The following is a 17,376-nucleotide window of genomic DNA, read 5'->3' as shown; positions in this document are numbered from 1 at the left end:
GATACATTATGTCCGGTATGCAACGGCTTCGTGTCGTTGCGCCCGGAAACTGAGCACATTGCTGATCAGGCGCGCCTCTTTCCACCGCCACCCTGTTTTCGCATCGTCAAACCGATCCGTTTTCTGGGCACATCCACCTCAACAACCCGGACCTTTACAACCTGCCCGGTTTTAACGACCTCATGCGGGTCTTTGACAAAGCGGTCCGCCAACTGGCTGACATGAACCAGCCCGTCCTGATGTACACCCACATCCACAAAAGCGCCAAACGCGGCCACGTTTGTCACGGTGCCTTCCAATACCATTCCGGGCTTCAGGTCAGTGATCTCTTCGACGCCATCGGCAAAGGAGGCGGTGACGAAACTTGGGCGGGGATCGCGCCCGGGTTTTTCCAGCTCGGCAAAGATATCCCGAACTGTCGGCAGACCGAATTCTTCAGTCACGAACTGCTCGGCCCGCAACCCCTTCAAAGCGCCATCGTGACCCATGATGCGTCGGATATCGCGCCCACAAGCCGCGACAACGCGTCGGGCGACGTCATATGCCTCGGGATGAACCGAGGACGCATCCAGCGGTTCCGCACCGTCCCGGATACGCAGGAATCCGGCGCATTGTTCAAATGCACGCGGGCCCAGCCGTGCAACGGACAACAGATCCTTGCGAGATTGAAATGGTCCATTCAGATCACGATGGGTGACGATGGCTTCGGCCTGAGAGGCGCCAAGACCAGAAACACGCGACAACAAAGGGGCAGAGGCGGTATTCAGATCGACCCCAACCGCGTTCACCACATCTTCAATCGCGGAATCCAGTGACTGGGAAAGCCGGTGTTGATCTACGTCATGCTGATATTGCCCAACGCCGATGGATTTGGGCTCGATTTTGACCAGCTCCGCCAATGGGTCCTGCAACCGCCGCGCAATGGACACTGCCCCGCGCAGCGAAACATCCAGATCCGGAAACTCGCGCGCAGCCAGTTCCGAAGCGGAATAGACCGAAGCCCCGGCCTCGGACACCACCACCTTTGTCGGCGCATTCACCGTCTTCGGCAGCAGCGAAAGTGTGTCTGCGACCAGTCGCTCGGTCTCGCGGCTGGCGGTTCCGTTCCCGATGGCGATCAGTTCGATCTGGTGGGTCGAGATCAGGTTGAGAATGGCCGCCTGCGCCCCTCGCAGATCATTCTTTGGCTGAAACGGATAAAGCGTATCGGTGGCCACCACTTTCCCGGTTGCATCAACAACGGCTGCCTTCACACCCGTACGAATACCCGGATCAAGGCCCAAAGTCGCCTTGGCCCCCGCCGGAGCGGCAAAGAGTAAATCCTTGAGATTGCGCGAAAAGACCTGAATAGCCTCGTCCTGCGCACGACCGCGCAGATCCCCCATAAGCTCGACCATCATGGATAGCGAAAGCTTGACCCGCCATGTCCAACCGGCGACCTTGCGCAGCCATGCATCCCCCGGCCCCTTGCCGCGCGTCTGCAGATGTGCGGCGACAATTGTTTCGGCACGCGCCGCGCCGAATTCCGGTTCAGGAGCGATGTCCAACGTGACAATCCCTTCTTTTGACGCGCGCAGCATCGCCAACGCCCGATGCGACGGTACATCGGCCCAAAGCTCGGAATGGTCGAAGTAATCGCTGAATTTTGCACCTTCCTTTTCCTTGCCGTCGATAACCTTGGCACTCAGCATGGCTTCGCGCTGCATGAAGGCCCGCAGTTCCCCCAACAGGACAGCGTTTTCCGTCAATCGCTCGGTCAGAATATCCCGAGCTCCGTTCAACGCGTCGCGCTGGGTCGGCACGGCCTCGGAAAGATATGCCTCGGCAAGCATCTCGGGCTCTGCATTGCGGTCGGCCAGAATAGCATCCGCCAAAGGCTCCAGCCCGTTTTCGCGCGCAATCATCGCCTTGGTGCGCCGCTTGGGTTTGTACGGCAGGTAGATGTCTTCCAATTGCGCTTTGGTCTCGGCCCGCGCGATGGATTTGCTCAGATCCTCGGTCAGCTTCCCCTGATCTCGGATCGAGTTCAGGATGGTTTCGCGTCGCGCCTCAAGTTCGCGCAGATAGGTCAGCCGATCAGAAAGTAAGCGCAATTGCGTATCGTCCAACCCGCCGGTGGCTTCTTTCCGGTAACGGGCGACAAACGGCACGGTAGAGCCATCGTCCAGCAGTTTAATCGCGGCCCCGACCTGTTCGGAACGGGCGTTGATCTCGGTAGCAATTGTGTGGGCGATACGGTCCAAGGGGGCCTCCTGAAAGGACGGTGGAAGGGTTTCTTAACCACCCGTTTCAACAAGTGAAAGACCCCAGACCTTTCAAGATCGCAATAATTCGGGCGGTTACTCGCGTCGCAAAACCGAAGCTTCCAAAGTCGCCTTCAGCAATTGCGCGTCAATGGGTTTGTAAAGCAATGGAAGGTCAGCCCGTGCGCAGTAATCGACAATATCCGGGGACCTGTTGGCCGAGATGATGCACCCCGGTAGCGGGCCAAACGCACGGACCAAAGCGTTTACAGCATCGATTCCGGTTTCATCGTTGTTCAACTGATAGTCGGCAACAATGACATCGGGCAGAATACCTATTTCGTGCAATAGTTGGACTGCACCCTCGCCACTTTCGGCTTCCAGAACCTCAACGCCCCAGGCCTCAATGGTCATGCGCAAGGCACTGCGCAAGTTCTCGTCGTTTTCAATCAGCAAGGTGACTGTGTTGCACGGCAAACTGGGATTTGGTGTTTGACGTGCAGATGGAACGCGGGCCCCTGCCGGTTTTGTCTTTGCCAGAGGGATTTCAACCGAAAAACCGGTGCCTTTCCCAACCTCTGACCGCAAGTTGATCGGGTGGTGCAACAGACCGCAGGCCCGTTCGACGATCGCAAGACCCAAACCCATACCTTCCGCTGCGCTGGCATCTGAGTGTAAACGCCGGAACTCCTGAAAAACGGTGTCTCTGTGATCAGGCGCGATCCCAATACCGGTATCCCAAACTTCAAGAGACACAGTTTTCTTGCGCCGCCTGACACCGACCAGAACCTTTCCCGTTTCAGTATAACGGATCGCATTCGACAACAGGTTTTGCAGGATGCGTCGCAGATAGCTGGCATCGCTGGTCACAACGGCGCTTGTGTCCACAAAGCGCAAATCCAAACCTTTGGCCTGCGCAATCGGGCGAAATGCATCCTCGATTTGAGAAAACATCTGCCCTAGTGAAACCGGCGACAAATGTACACGGGCCCGTCCCGAGTCCAGTTTCGAGATGTCCAGCAAAGCCTCAAGAATGTGTTCCACGCTGTTCAAGGCGCTCTCTGCTTTTGCGGCAACCGTCTGAGCATCCACTTGGTTCAATCCACTGCCCAGTGAAGCGACGTAAAGTTTTGCAGCCGACAAAGGTTGCAGCAAATCGTGGCTGGCGGCGGCCACAAATCGCGACTTTGATGCGTTTGCTCGTTCGGCCTCGTTTAGTGCATCCGCCAGCTCCATCGTGCGCGAAGCCACGCGCTGTTCCAGCAGTTCCTTTGCCTCATAAAGCGCCTCGGCTGATTTTCGTTCCGCCGTCACGTCGGTGAATGAGATCACGAACCCTCGATCCGGCATTTCCTGAGCAAAAACAGACAGGATTTTGGAACGACCCCGATGCATTTGAAACTGCAACGGGCGTCGTGAGGTTCTTCGGCGAACCCAATTCAGCAAATCCTGTTCATTTATTCCCTTTTGAAAGGAAATATTCGCGCTAAGGCGTTGAGACAGCGTGTCAAAACGTGTTCCCATCTGAAACTGGGTCATTGGAATGGCCAGCAACTCGCTCGCACGATTGTTCCAACCGATCAGGCGGTGTTTGTTGTCAAAAATACAAACGCCCTGTTCGATGTGTTCCAAGGTTGCCCGGATTAGCCGGGCCTTGTCATCCAGAATCCGATCCCTCTCCTGCCGTTCGATGCGCATAATGTCGGTCACATCGGTTTGCAGGATCACAGTTCCACCATCCGGGGTGCGGTGTTCGGACACCTGCACCCAGCGATTGCCAACCAGCCGGACGTTGAAGACCACATGATCTTCGCTGTGCCGGTCCAGACGGGCTTGACCCCAATCATCTGGGGTTACCCCTTCCGGCAATGACAAGAATTTGGACTGGCTTAACAGCTGGACATAGTCAGCAAAACCGAGCCCCGGGTTCAGCCATTTTTGAATGTCAGGCATGTGCGACCCGAAACGGCTATTGCAAAGCACCAGTTGCTCATCCCGATTGAACAGGGCAAACCCTTCCTGCACCGTTTCGATTGCATTGGCGAGGTCGGCCCGCGCGGCTTCGGTTTCCTTGTTGGCTTGTGCCAACCTCGCGTTGGAGTCGTTCAACAGCTCAAGCGCACGCTCAAGATCATCCGTTCGGGCGCGGACCTCTTGTTCCAGAACTGCCGCACGTTGGAACTGCGCATAAGCGGCCCCAGATGCATCGGTGGACTCTTCAACGCGCCGCATCAACGCCTCGACGATTTTGCGGAGCTTCTCATTCTGACGCTCCAAGGAGTCCGTGGGATCCGTAAGATGCTCGATCATGGGTTACTCTTTCTCGGGCGGATAGATCGCAACACCTGTAAGGGTCTGGTTCACGTGGATCGAATTGTATTGTTCACCGTAGGTCGAGAACCCAAACACATGATTGCGCGCCAGAATATCCGAGATGTCCCGCGTTTTCTGTTTTTCCTGCGCCTCCAATCGGCGCAGGATACAGTCGCAGCCCAGAATCGTGTCGGGTTGTTGCCTTTCAGACAGCGCCCCGATTTCCTCCTCCAGATGTTCAACCATGTCCCGTGGCTCTGCCAGTGTCAGAACGAGACCTTCATCGATGGCCGAGAAAAACACCAAATCCCCATTACCCGCCACTTGCTGAATCGCGCGCACATGGTGCTGCCCACCGATTTGGACGACCACAGGATGGGCGGCAAATGTAAAGGTTGTCAGTTGCTCTGGGTCTTTGCCCAGTATGCGTGCATATTCGCGGGCGGCCGGCTCGGCGTTGATCTCTTGCACAATCCGCTTGCCCGGATCAGCCTTGGTCACCACCATACGCCGCTGGGCTGGTACAAGGTGATCGGTTTTGAACACCCTGATCGGACAGCGCGTACGGACCTGGGTCAGAATGGCAGCATTGCTTCGCGCGCGGCCCTTGTGCAGCACATAAGTTTGCCCAAACCGCGTGCCATCACCGGCCGAACCACCAAACAGTGGGACAGGCCCTAAACCAACGGCAAGCTCAGAAGTCAGCGCATCCTCTTTGGTCGATAATCCATCAATCATCAGGAATGTGAACTCATGTGGCCAGTCGGGCGAGGACTCCATCATGGAATGACGGTTGTTGATCATCTTGTTGATGATGTTCTCTGCATCGAAATCGTCCAGGTCGGGAACCAGGACGGTGCGGGTTTCAAAGTGGCTCTTTGGCATGGCAATTGCGACGATCTTGCCTTCACTATAGCCATCATCGGCTAGCTCTCCGGCGGTGGTGCAACCCACGACGGGTGTTGGAGCAAAAACCTCCTCAGCCTCTGATATGACGGCAGACGCATCCGCATTTGAGCTCACGAAAAGAATGACAAGCGCAAAAGGCCCGTCACCCAGGTTACGTTCAAGCGTTTTGATTGCCTGAGCGCTGTGGTATTGGACGAAAGCCGTTTTGACGATGCCTGGCGCACGGGCCGGGGCCTCTGCCCACCCGAAAGCTTGGTCCATCGTGCCTCCTCCCTCAAAGCGCGACGATGGGGCGAGACTATGACGCTTAGCCCTGCTCTTGCAAGACACTGGCAAAAGACGCTTTCTTGGAAATCAAAACCGCTTGCGTGCGGCTTTGCACACCCAGTTTCCGCATAATTGCAGTCACATGCGCCTTTACTGTGGTCTCAGCAATTGAAAGATCATAGGCGATTTGTTTGTTCAGCTTACCTTCGCAGATCAATTGCAGAATACGCGATTGCTGATTTGTCAGCGTTGCCAAACGGTTGACCGCATCGCTGTGTTCATCGTCGTCTTCCGCTTCGATCAGCACGCAACCTTCAGGTACAAAGATATTGCCGGATTGCACCGTCTCGATTGCGGTACGAAACACATCGCGTTGACTGTGCTTGGGCACATAGCCTGATGCCCCGGCCTGTATCACCTGACTGACGACGCGGCTGTCCGTCAGCGAAGATACGACAATAACCGGAACACTCGCGGCCGCTTTCAGGCGGACCAGCCCGTCCAGCCCATCCACGTCCGGCAGGTTAAGGTCCAGCATGACGGCATCCGGCTTCAACCCTTGCGCCAATAGCTCCATGGCCCCTTCCAGCCTGTCTGCTGTGTGGATGTCGCCGATCTGCGCAACAGTTTGCAACGTCATCGAAAGCGCGTCGCAGAACAGGGGATGGTCATCAACAATCAGTACGTTCTTGAAATCTGCCCGGCGGGCGGAATCGGCAAGCATGTGGTATCGCCTTTTGTAGTCGGGTTGGCTCCAGCCTAAACAATCCTAACACTCAATGAAAACCACCCCTACTGGGCGAAGGTCGTAGATGACAAATGCGTTGCCTGCGGCGCAATGGGGCGTCAGAGTGGTTAACATTGCCCTCGCGCACGGCGGTGACTACGCCCAAGGTCTTATAGGCAGGGCAGCCAACGCCGCGTAGCGTAACAGAAAATGTTCGGAGACGTTTAATGGAACTCAGTGACAGTCGCGTCATAGCCGCGCCACGATCCAAGGTCTGGGATGCGCTCTTGTCGGCAGACGTTCTGAAGGAATGTGTGCCGGGGTGTCAGGAAATGACTGGCTCGGTAGAAGAAGGTTTCGAAGCGACAGTCGTGCAGAAGGTGGGGCCTGTCAAAGCGACCTTCAAAGGGGCCGTTACCCTTTCTGATCTCGTGGCGCTTGAAAGCGTGAAGCTCTCGGGTGAAGGTAAGGGCGGAGCAGCAGGGTTCGCCAAAGGGTCTGCAGAGGTCAATCTGGCAGACGCCCCCGAAGGTACTTTGCTGACATACAACGTCGACGCGCGTGTTGGCGGAAAGCTGGCCCAGTTGGGAGGACGGGTCATCGACGGCGTTGCCAGAAAACTGGCTGATCAGTTTTTTGAGAACTTTCAGAACGCTGTCGAACCTCAACCAGAGCCCGAGGCGGAAACTTCGGATGGCGGTGAGGAAAAGGAAGAAAAGAAAGGCTGGTTCAAACGCGTATTGGGCGATTGAACCATAAGAATTCAGGGAGGAGAAATTCATGAAGATTTCAATGACCGTGAACGGCAAAGCCGTAAGCGGAGACGTCGAAGGGCGGACTTTGCTGTCCGGTTTTCTGCGCGAGCATCTGTCTTTGACAGGCACCCACGTGGGTTGCGACACCGCGCAATGCGGTGCCTGCGTGGTGCATGTGAACGGCGAGGCTGTGAAGTCTTGCAACATGCTTGCGGCTGAAGCCGACGGAGCCGACGTAGGAACGATCGAAGGTCAGGCCAATGCGGATGGGTCGTTGAACGTGATCCAGCAGGCGTTTCAGGACCATCATGGACTTCAATGCGGGTTCTGCACTCCGGGGATGGTAATGAGCGCGGCCGCGCTGTTGAAGGACAACCCGCGTCCCACCGAGGCTGAAATCCGGAAATATCTGGAAGGCAACCTGTGCCGCTGCACCGGCTACCACAACATTGTCAAAGCGATCATGGCCGCATCCGGTCAGGACGTTTCCAGCATCGCCGCCGAGTGAGGCGGGCAAGAGTTTTCGACGAAAATTCTTTTCCAGGGAGGAGAACAAGCAATGCCCAAAGACAGTGGCATCGGAGCCAGTTCCAAGCGGCGTGAGGACGTACGCTTTCTGACCGGAGCAGGTAACTATACCGACGATATCAACGTACATGGTCAGGCCTATGTACATTTTCTGCGGTCCGACATTGCGCATGGTCGGATCAAATCAATAGACACCTCTGCCGCCGCAGCCATGCCCGGTGTGGTAAAGGTATTCACCGGCAAGGATTTCGAAGGCGTGGGCGGGATGCCCTGCGGCTGGGAGGTGACCGACAAGCACGGCGCACCCATGCAAGAGCCTCCGCACCCCATTCTGGCACAAGGCAAAGTGCGCCATGTGGGCGATCCGATTGCCGCAGTTGTGGCCGACAGCCTTGAACAGGCGCGTGACGCTGCCGAAGCTATCGATCTGGACATCGAAGAACTGCCCGCTGTGATCGACATGAAGGCTGCAGCGCAGGATGGCGCAACGCTGGTTCATGACGATCTGAAGAACAACATCTGTTACGATTGGCAGTTGGGTGAAACTGACGACGCCAAGGTCGATGAAGTCTTTGCCAATGCCGCGCATGTGACAACGCTGGATCTGGTCAACAACCGTCTGGTCGCGAACCCGATGGAACCGCGCGTCGCCGTTGGTGAATACAAGCGTGGAACGGACGAATATACGCTCTATACCACGTCGCAAAACCCGCATGTGATCCGCTTGTTGATGTGCGCTTTTGTTCTGGGCCTGCCCGAGCATAAGGTGCGCGTTGTAGCCCCTGATGTAGGCGGTGGTTTTGGCACGAAGATCTTTCATTATGCGGAAGAAGCGTTTTGCACCTTTGCTGCCAAGGCCTGTGGTCGTCCGGTCAAATGGACCTCCAGCCGGTCCGAAGCGTTCATGTCAGATGCCCATGGCCGTGACCATGTCAGCACTATCGAACTGGCGCTGGATGCAGATAACAATTTCATCGGTCTGCGAACCAACACCTTTGCCAATTTGGGTGCGTATCTGTCGACCTTCTCAAGCTCGGTTCCAACCTGGCTGCATGGGACACTGATGGCGGGCAACTACAAGACGCCGGTCATTCAGGTGAATGTGAAAGCAATGTTCACCAACACAGTGCCCGTGGATGCCTATCGTGGTGCAGGTCGCCCCGAAGCGACGTTCCAGTTGGAGCGCGTAGTGGATAAGGCGGCGCGCGAGTTGGGCGTCGACCCGATAGCGCTGCGTCGTCAGAACTTTGTCACTCAGTTCCCCTATGACACACCAGTAGCGCTGACCTATGACACCGGGGACTATAACGGGACGATGGACAAGCTTGAGGCCGCTGCAGATCTGGCAGGCTTTGCCGCGCGTCGCTCGCAAAGCGAAGCCAACGGCAAACTGCGGGGCTTGGGCATCAACTGCTACATCGAAGCGTGTGGCATTGCGCCATCCAACATTGTTGGGATGCTCGGGGCCCGTGCGGGTCTTTATGATGCAGCCACTGTTCGCGTGAACGCCACCGGTTCAATCAGCGTCATGGTAGGGGCACACAGCCACGGACAAGGGCACGAGACCGCCTTCCCGCAGGTTGTGGCCGACATGATCGGCATCGATGAATCGATGGTCGAAATCGTACATGGCGATACGTCGAAGATTCCGTTTGGCATGGGCACATACGGCTCACGATCGTTGGCTGTCTGCGGCTCGGCTATGGTCAAGGCAACTGAGAAGGTGATCGAAAAAGCCAAAAAGATCGCCGCACACCTGTTGGAAGCGTCCGAGGCCGATATCGAGCTGAAAAACGGTCAATTCAGTGTGGCAGGCACCGACAAGTCAGTGGCCTGGGGTGACGTGACCCTGACAGCGTACGTCCCGCATAACTTCCCGCTGGAAGTCGAACCAGGACTAGAAGAAACTGCCTTCTATGATCCGGCCAATTTCACCTTCCCGGCTGGTGCTTATGCCTGTGAGGTTGAGGTCGATCCGGAAACCGGTCAGGTCAGCATCGAAAAGTTCACGGCAGCCGATGATTTCGGCAACATCATCAACCCGATGATTGTTGACGGTCAGGTACATGGAGGCATCGGCCAGGGTATCGGTCAGGCCCTGCTTGAGAATTGCGCCTATGATGAGAACGGCCAACTGCTCAGTGCGTCCTATATGGATTATGCGATGCCACGCGCGGATGATGTACCGTTTTATGGTGTCGACCATTCCAGCCAAACGCCCTGCACGCACAATCCACTTGGGGTGAAGGGTTGCGGTGAAGCTGGTGCAATTGGCTCGCCACCTGCGGTGGTCAATGCGGTACTGGATGCGTTGAACTCGGGCGGCAAGGCGGTGGATCACATCGATATGCCAATGAGCCCGTCTCGCGTCTGGTCGGCGATGAACAGCTGAGGTGTTGGGGAGCGAGGGGCCAGCCCCTCGCGCTCCCCGGAGTATTTCCAAAAAGATGAAGGCCAAAGAGCGCCTTTCGGAAAGGAAAACGAAATGTACAATTTCGAGTTTGAAAAACCCTCGACCATTGCCGACGCCGTGGCTGCGTTGGGGGCTGAGGACGCGCAAGCGTTGGGAGGTGGGCAGACTCTGATCCCGACGCTGAAGCAACGGCTGGCCGCACCGTCCAAGCTGGTGTCGATGAGTGGCATTGCCGAGATGCAGGGTGTCTGCGTTGAAGATGACGGGTCTGTCTCGATCGGTGGGGCAACGACACACGCCACTGTGGCGCGCGAGGCCGCGGGGACTTATCCCGCGCTTGCGGCGTTGGCCGGGCAGATCGGTGATCCTGCGGTGCGTAACCGCGGTACCGTCGGTGGGTCGGTGGCCAACAACGATCCGGCGGCCTGTTATCCGGCCGGGGTTCTTGGGTCTGCGGCAACCATTGTGACCAACACGCGTCAGATCGCGGCGGATGCGTTCTTTGAGGGCATGTTCAGCACCGCACTTGAGGAAGGTGAAATCATCACCTCGATCCGGTTCCCTGTGCCGCAGGCTGCAAGCTATCAAAAGTTCCTGCAACCTGCGTCTCGGTTTGCGCTGGTCGGCGTTTACCTCGCCCGCTTTTCGGACAGCGTTCGGGTGGCCGTCACTGGCGCAAGTGAGGATGGCGTGTTCCGTTGGTCCGAGGCCGAAGACGCTTTAGGTAAGGAATTCCGCCCGGATGCGTTGATGGATCTTAGGATCAATCCAGCCAACATGATCTCGGACTTGCATGGTAGCAAAACGTATCGCGCGCATCTTGTATCTGTGATGACTAAACGCGCCGTTGAAGCCTGCATGTAAGTCTTTACACCTAAACCCGAAAGGCCCCGGTTCTGCCGGGGCTTTTTTCATGCCAGGCTTAAAACCTATCACCTTCGTTCTTACAAACTATCAGGCCGCCCGCTTGGACGGCCTGACAAATCTCAAGAAAACTGGCGTGACTATTCAGCCGCCTGCGTGCTCACTGATCCGTGTTTGTCACGCTGGCTGTCGCGGAACAGGGCTTTACCCAATGCAAGGCACATAAGACCCATCACCATGGTAAACGGCAGCGCGCCGATGATCATGGCGTTGCGCAATGCGTCCAGCGGGTTGTTAGCACCGGCTGCCAGGATCAGTGCACCGATCACTGCAGTCAGGATCACGCCCCAGATTATCCGATGCTTTACGCCGGTTTCCTGGCTGCCACCAGACATAATGGTGTTCATCACCAAAATGCCTGAGTCAGCTGAAGTGACCAGAAAGGTCAGGATCAGGATCACGCACATCACGTTCAGCATAGACAGGAGCCCACCGTCGATCATGTAAGACAGCGTCACGAACAGTTTGTTGGTGTTCGATGCACCGATGATCGCACCTTCGGCCGCGCCAGCCAATTCAAGGTCAATTGCCGTGCCACCCAGAACAGTCATCCAGGCAAAGCAGACAAGCGCAGGGGCGAACACACAGCCTAAGATAAACTCACGCACGGACCGGCCTTTGGAGATACGCGCAAGGAACAGACCCACAAAGGGCGAGAACGCGATCCACCAGGCCCAGTAGAACGTGGTCCAACCGGCCTGCCAACCAAACTGACGCCCTTGTTCACCTGCAGCGTATGCCGCCTCAAGGGTTGCTTCGTCCAACTGCGCGGCAGCGCCTTCCAAGCCACTTTTGAAGCCGTCAAAGCTGCCCCAAGCGTTGGTCGCACCACCCATGAGGTCTTTTGCGTGAGCCTGCGCTTCGGCAGGCAAAGCTGCTGCAAAGGCTTCCGCCGATAGCGGGCCATAAGCGTTAAAGCTAAGCGACAGGAAGTGCAGGATGTAATCGACCATTGCCGACCCATAGGTGGTCATGGCGAAAACGAACGAGCCAAATACGATGAACGTACCCAGCAAGATGACCGAGAGGACAAGGTTCAGGTTTGACAGGTATTTGACGCCACGTCCAACGCCCGACACAGCAGACAGGATCGACAAGGTCATAATCACGACAAGCCCCGTGATCAGACCCACTTTGCTTGGGGTTGGCACCTCACCACTCAGGTCCATGATCCAATCCATACCAGTGATGGCATACAGACCGTCAATGAATTGGCTGACGCCGTATCCAATGGTGACGGACACACCAAGGATCGTAGCAACAACGCCCAGAACATCGACAACATGACCGAAAAAGCCGTTGACGAAACGACCGAACAGCGGGGTCAGGGCCGAGCGAATAGTCAGTGGCATATCACGGGTGTAAGCGTAATAAGCCAGCGACAAGCCGGTCACGACGTAGATTGCCCAGGCATGGAAGCCATAGTGCAGGTAAGTGAAGCGGTAGGCCGATTGCAGAGCTTCGGGCGAGTTGCCTTCAACCGCGCCGGATACCACCACCGGATTCGACCCCCATAGTCCGAGAGGTTCGGCCGTGGCAAATACCATAAGCCCCACGCCCAGACCTGCGCCAAACATCATGGAAAACCAAGAAAAGTTTGAAAACTCGGGCTTTTCACCCGGCGTTCCCATAATCCGACGCCCCGTTGCCGGAATAATTGCGACGATGGCGAGAAAAAAGAAAAACAGGCCTACAATGATAACGTAGAAACTGTTGAAAATTTCAAGCAGCTTTCCATTCAAACTGCCCAGAGTGCTGTTTGCATTGGCAGGGAAAACCAAGGCCCACAAAACCAGGCCGACCATGATCGCCTTGCTGAGCAGGGCAATCGGGACGCTGTAGTTCTCATAGAAACCGGCATTCGCCGTTTCTATTTCAACGTCCGTAAAGGGTTCAGGTATCGACATGTTGCTTGCTCCTCCTTGCATATGCCGTTTTTTTTGGTGTGCGAAACTGAACTGAGAGGCGGCGGGGCACAGAGCAAAACGCTTTGTTGCACCAACCATACCATTAACGGGCTCTGCCCACTTTGGCTTGAGCTACGGTAATTTCACCACGTCTCCCGGCATGGTGTACCGTTGGATTCCTCCCGCTTTTTTCACCACTTGCGATGCCTCCGGTTCTTTTAGGCAGACTAAAAAGCCGCCGTACCAGCACTTAAAGCTGCAAGAGATTTTGCGTGTTTCGATTGGAGGACCCTATAAACGAGGTGGGAACAGGTCATTCAAAAAACCGACGCTTACGTCGAGCGAAGCGACCAACACATTCACACACCTTAGTGTTAGCGTAACCAAATGGGATTGGAGCACACCGAGGTTCGGAACCGACTGAAGCGGCCGGTCTGTCGCCGGGGAGGACGCGTCTTGTTCAGCCTATGCTGGCCGCGGGTCAGTTAACGGTACATGGCACATTCAGCGTATCCACCCCGAAGAGTTTTCCTTGTCGGACCGTGCCGCGCTTAAGTACGACCCGAACAGCCTCAGGCGCTTGGTGACCGAGCCTCATAAGCCCTTTGCTACTTCTGTCAACGCATGGTGAACCGAGATCGCGTAGCTGCGCGGTGCATAAACAGAAAAGGCCGCCCCCGCCTGGTTGCAGCGCAGCAGGCATCCCACATGGTGAATTGCGGTTCGGGTGAACGCGCCCGCCGACATCTCTTCAACATCAAGGACGGTAAGGCGTTGAAACAGGTCGACAACACCTTGTCCGGACACATCAATCCGAACAAAAGCATCCGTCTGATCCGTGATTGACGCGATGCCTGCCAGTGCATCCGCAAGGCGACGGGCTAAAACCAACGGGCCAGAAAACGCCTCTTCACACAGATATTGATCTGCGCCAAGCCAGTGCAAACTGTTGGCTGTACCGTTTTCGCTGCATCCAGGCGCGGGGATTGCGACAGAGCACAGGCTGGCCAACTTGGCTTTCAGCGCCTCCTCCTGACCCAAACGGGCTGAGATCGACGCCAAAGCGATGTCGTCACGCTCTTGAAAGGTCAGCGCTCCAATCACGTCCTTCCGAGGTTCGGTACCGCCCAAGGCGGCCTTGGCAACAAAATCACGCACGGAGCCTGTCTCCTTCAGGGTCAACGAAGTGAGCGCTGACAAGGGTTGCTTGGATGTTCACGTTGTCCACCGGGCTCACGATCTGAACCGTCTCGCCCAGACGTTCGGCGCCGCGCTGGACAAACGCAAGGCCGATGCTGCTGGACAAGTGTGGCGAATAGCCGGCCGAAGTGACATAGCCCTGATCGTTCTGCGGCAGATGCGACGCGCCTTCCGCAAAGACATGCGACCCGGCCAACACAGTATCTGAGGTATCAACGGGTTGGATGCCGACCAAAGCCAAGCCATCAGGATCAACCAAGGCCTCTCGTGCACTGAGCGGTGCGCCGATACTGTCTTTTTTTGTCGAAACCATACGGCCCATACCCAAGTTATGAGCGCTGACAGTTCCGTTGAGCTCATTCCCTGTCACATGACCTTTCTCGATCCGCAACACACCCAGCGCTTCCATCCCGTATGGGGTGACCCCCAAGGGTTGACCAAGCTCCATCAGGTGCCGGATCAACGCATCGCCGTACCGTGTGGGCACCGCAAGTTCAAAAGCCAACTCACCCGAGAACGAGATGCGGAACAACCGCGCCGGGATGCCGCCTGCAATGGTGATTTCGGCGCACCCCATGAAGGGAAAGGCGTCGTTGCTGATGTCAAAATCTCGATCAACGACCTGCTGCAACAGCTCACGAGATTTCGGGCCGGCAACGGCAAACTGCGCCCAGGCGTCGGTGGCCGAAATCAGCTGCACGTCCATGTCCGGGAACAGGCATTGATGTACAAATTCCATATGACGATAGACGCCCACCGCGTTGGCTGTGGTTGTGGTGACCACAAAGTGATCCTCGGCCAGACGCGCTGCAGTGCCGTCATCCATGACAAGACCGTCTTCTCGCAGCATCAGCCCATAGCGGGTTTTGCCCACCGGCAGCTTGGCAAAACCGTTGCAATAGACCTTGTTCAGGAACGCGGCAGCATCGGCACCCTGAACGTCGATCTTACCCAATGTGGTGACGTCGCAGACACCCACACTGCTGCGCACGGCCAGGACCTCGCGGTCCACCGATTGACGCCAATGGGTTTCACCGGGCTGGGGGAACCATTGCGCACGCAGCCACGGGCCAACTTCGACAAACACAGCGCCCTGTTCTTCAGCCCATTGGTGGCTGGGTGTCAGACGGGTGGGTTTGAAATCTTTCCCGACCGACCGTCCTGCCCATGCGCCCATCGACACCGGCGAATACGGCGGTCTGAAGATGGTGGTGCCTGTTTCAGGTATGCTCTTGCCCGTGATCTCGGCCATAACGGCCAGCGCGCCTACGTTTGCTGTCTTGCCCTGATCGGTCGCCATACCCAGCGTGGTATAGCGTTTCAGGTGCTCGACACTTCGGAACCCTTCCTGCTCTGCCAGCTTGACATCCTTGACCGTCACATCGTTCTGAAAATCCAGCCAGGCGCGGCCCTTACCAGGCACATGCCAGAGCGGAGATATTTGGTATTCTTCGTCTTTGCTTTCCGGCAAATCGATCCGTTTGGCTTTGATCCCCAAATCTTTCAAGGCAGCAAGCGCCGCATCTTTACCGGATGCAAGCGCGCCGGAATTGGTAAGCTCGCCTGCCGCGGCCCCTGCAACACACATACCCGTTGGCAGATCTGCCGACGGCACGAAAGCTGCAAGCGTGTCTGACCATTGCGGACGACCGCGTTGGTGACACGTCAGTTGCACATTCGGGTTCCACCCACCCGAGACACCCAGCCCGCTTACCTCAATCGGTCGGGTCTGACCGTCGGACAATTTAACAGTGATCATTTTCAACCCTAGACGACCCTGCGCATCCGTGACCTGCGCGCCCGCCAGCAATTCACACTCGGCAATGCGTTGCACGTCATGACGAGGGTCGATCACAGCGACAACTTTTACCCCTGCGCGGATCAAGTCTTGCGCGGCAAAGTGGCCTTCGTCGTTGTTGGTGAAGATCGCAACGCGCTGACCCGGTGTCACCGCCCAACGGTTTGCATATTCGCGCATCGCACCTGCCAGCATGATGCCCGGTCGATCATTGTTGGCGAAGGCGATGGGCCGTTCCGTCGCCCCGGCACACAATACCGAACGCTTCGCGTAAACGCGCCACAGAATCTGCCGCGGCTTGCCCGCTTCGGGCACCGCGAGGTGATCTGACACGCGCTCGAGCGCACCAAAAATGCCATGATCGTACACGCCAAACACAGTCGTACGCGTCAGCAGGCGGACATTGTCCATCGACGCTAGCTCGCCCAACGTCTGGGCAACCCAATCGGCATTCGATACACCCTCGAACCGGTCACTGTCGGCCAACAAGCGACCGCCCATCTGGCTGTCTTCGTCCGCCAGAATGACTCGTGCCCCGGACCGGGCTGCCGTCAATGCGGCGATCAATCCCGATGGACCCGCCCCGATCACAAGCACATCGCAATGCAGGTAACCTTTGTCGTAGATGTCCGGATCGTCTTCTTGTGACAGACTGCCCAAACCCGCGGCCTTGCGGATCATTGGCTCGTACAGCTTTTCCCAGAACGCTTTGGGCCACATAAAGGTCTTGTAATAGAACCCTGCCGTCAGAAACGGCGACAACCGGTCGTTGATCGACATCGCATCAAACGCCAATGAGGGCCAGCGGTTCTGCGATTTCGCCTCAAGCCCGTCAAACAGTTCGATCGTCGTCGCGCGCGTGTTCGGTTCCTGCCTGTTGCCCGTCCGCAATTCGACAAGCGCGTTGGGTTCTTCCGAACCCGCAGCCAGAACGCCGCGCGGACGGTGATACTTGAAGGAACGGCCAACCAGCCGCACGTCATTGGCAAGAAGAGCCGAGGCCAGCGTGTCGCCCTGATAGCCTTCGTATGACTTCCCATCGAAGGTAAAACGCAGCTTTTTCGAGCGGTCGACCAAGCCCCCTTGCAAGCGATTTTTCTGAGTCATTTCCCGCGCCCCATCTTGCGGGCAACGTCCCGCGCCAGTTCCGTTGCCAGAATTTCATGCGTCAATGTATTGCGGGTAACCACCAGCCAGGACCGGTCCCCCTGTTCATGAAACCAAAGCTCGCGATGCGTGCCCGCAGGGTTGTCCCGCAGGTAGACATAGTCGTGAAATTCGTCTTGCGCCGTTTCTGACTGCCAATCTGGCCGATCGATCAACGAGGCGTCGCCCAGATAGGTGAACTCGGATGCATCACGCGGGCCAAGCAATGGGTGATTGATAATCATG

Annotated in this window: 12 protein-coding genes; 4 read left to right on the top strand and 8 right to left on the bottom strand. The window is 56.8% G+C overall.

From position 1 onward, the window contains the following. Positions 1–65: 65 nt before the first annotated feature. The 4 genes from GS646_RS19520 to GS646_RS19505 form a co-directional block, all read right to left on the bottom strand. Positions 66–2,243, bottom strand: a complete 2,178-nt coding sequence (locus GS646_RS19520) for a Tex family protein (protein ID WP_171185546.1) — start codon at positions 2,241–2,243, stop codon at positions 66–68. 96 nt (positions 2,244–2,339) lie between these two features. Further along, the gene (locus tag GS646_RS19515; RefSeq protein WP_171185548.1) at positions 2,340–4,553 is read right to left on the bottom strand and encodes a PAS-domain containing protein; all 2,214 of its coding nucleotides are present in this window, start codon (positions 4,551–4,553) and stop codon (positions 2,340–2,342) included. 3 nt (positions 4,554–4,556) lie between these two features. Beyond that, positions 4,557–5,726, bottom strand: coding sequence for an FIST N-terminal domain-containing protein (locus tag GS646_RS19510; protein ID WP_171185549.1), 1,170 nt, complete (start codon positions 5,724–5,726; stop codon positions 4,557–4,559). Between the two features lie 46 nt (positions 5,727–5,772). Continuing rightward, entirely contained in the window at positions 5,773–6,456 is a 684-nt protein-coding gene (locus GS646_RS19505) for a response regulator transcription factor (protein ID WP_171185551.1), read from the bottom strand. A 230-nt stretch (positions 6,457–6,686) separates the two neighbouring features. Here GS646_RS19505 and GS646_RS19500 point away from each other — a divergent pair, with 230 nt between their 5' ends. The 4 genes from GS646_RS19500 (at position 6,687) to GS646_RS19485 (ending at position 11,019) form a co-directional block, all read left to right on the top strand. Continuing rightward, complete coding sequence (locus GS646_RS19500) at positions 6,687–7,211, top strand: CoxG family protein (RefSeq protein ID WP_171185554.1); 525 nt, start codon at positions 6,687–6,689, stop codon at positions 7,209–7,211. A gap of 28 nt (positions 7,212–7,239) precedes the next feature. Then, complete coding sequence (locus GS646_RS19495; RefSeq protein WP_171094676.1) at positions 7,240–7,722, top strand: (2Fe-2S)-binding protein; 483 nt, start codon at positions 7,240–7,242, stop codon at positions 7,720–7,722. Between the two features lie 51 nt (positions 7,723–7,773). Continuing rightward, entirely contained in the window at positions 7,774–10,134 is a 2,361-nt protein-coding gene (locus tag GS646_RS19490; RefSeq protein WP_171185556.1) for a xanthine dehydrogenase family protein molybdopterin-binding subunit, read from the top strand. A gap of 93 nt (positions 10,135–10,227) precedes the next feature. After that, on the top strand, positions 10,228–11,019 hold the full coding sequence (locus GS646_RS19485; RefSeq protein WP_171185558.1) for a xanthine dehydrogenase family protein subunit M: 792 nt from the start codon (positions 10,228–10,230) through the stop codon (positions 11,017–11,019). 140 nt (positions 11,020–11,159) lie between these two features. Here the strand turns inward: GS646_RS19485 and GS646_RS19480 are convergent, their stop codons facing one another. From GS646_RS19480 to GS646_RS19465, 4 genes are all read right to left on the bottom strand, one after another. Continuing rightward, positions 11,160–12,986 carry a BCCT family transporter gene (locus GS646_RS19480; protein WP_171185560.1) on the bottom strand — a complete coding sequence of 609 codons (1,827 nt, stop codon included), beginning with the start codon at positions 12,984–12,986 and terminating at the stop codon, positions 11,160–11,162. A 594-nt stretch (positions 12,987–13,580) separates the two neighbouring features. Beyond that, positions 13,581–14,144, bottom strand: a complete 564-nt coding sequence (locus tag GS646_RS19475) for a sarcosine oxidase subunit gamma (RefSeq protein ID WP_171647255.1) — start codon at positions 14,142–14,144, stop codon at positions 13,581–13,583. Beyond that, on the bottom strand, positions 14,137–17,091 hold the full coding sequence (locus tag GS646_RS19470) for a sarcosine oxidase subunit alpha family protein (RefSeq protein WP_171647257.1): 2,955 nt from the start codon (positions 17,089–17,091) through the stop codon (positions 14,137–14,139). Before GS646_RS19470 ends, GS646_RS19475 begins: the two co-directional genes overlap by 8 nt. After that, a complete protein-coding gene (locus tag GS646_RS19465; protein ID WP_171185566.1) occupies positions 17,088–17,375 on the bottom strand; it encodes a sarcosine oxidase subunit delta in 288 nt (95 codons plus the stop codon). The genes GS646_RS19470 and GS646_RS19465 overlap by 4 nt, the downstream gene beginning before the upstream one ends. Between the last annotated feature and the right edge of the window lies 1 nt (position 17,376).

Origin of the sequence: Ruegeria sp. HKCCD4315, assembly GCF_013112245.1 — a bacterium.
Taxonomy (GTDB): domain Bacteria; phylum Pseudomonadota; class Alphaproteobacteria; order Rhodobacterales; family Rhodobacteraceae; genus Ruegeria.
This window is presented reverse-complemented; position numbering and strand designations above follow the sequence as displayed.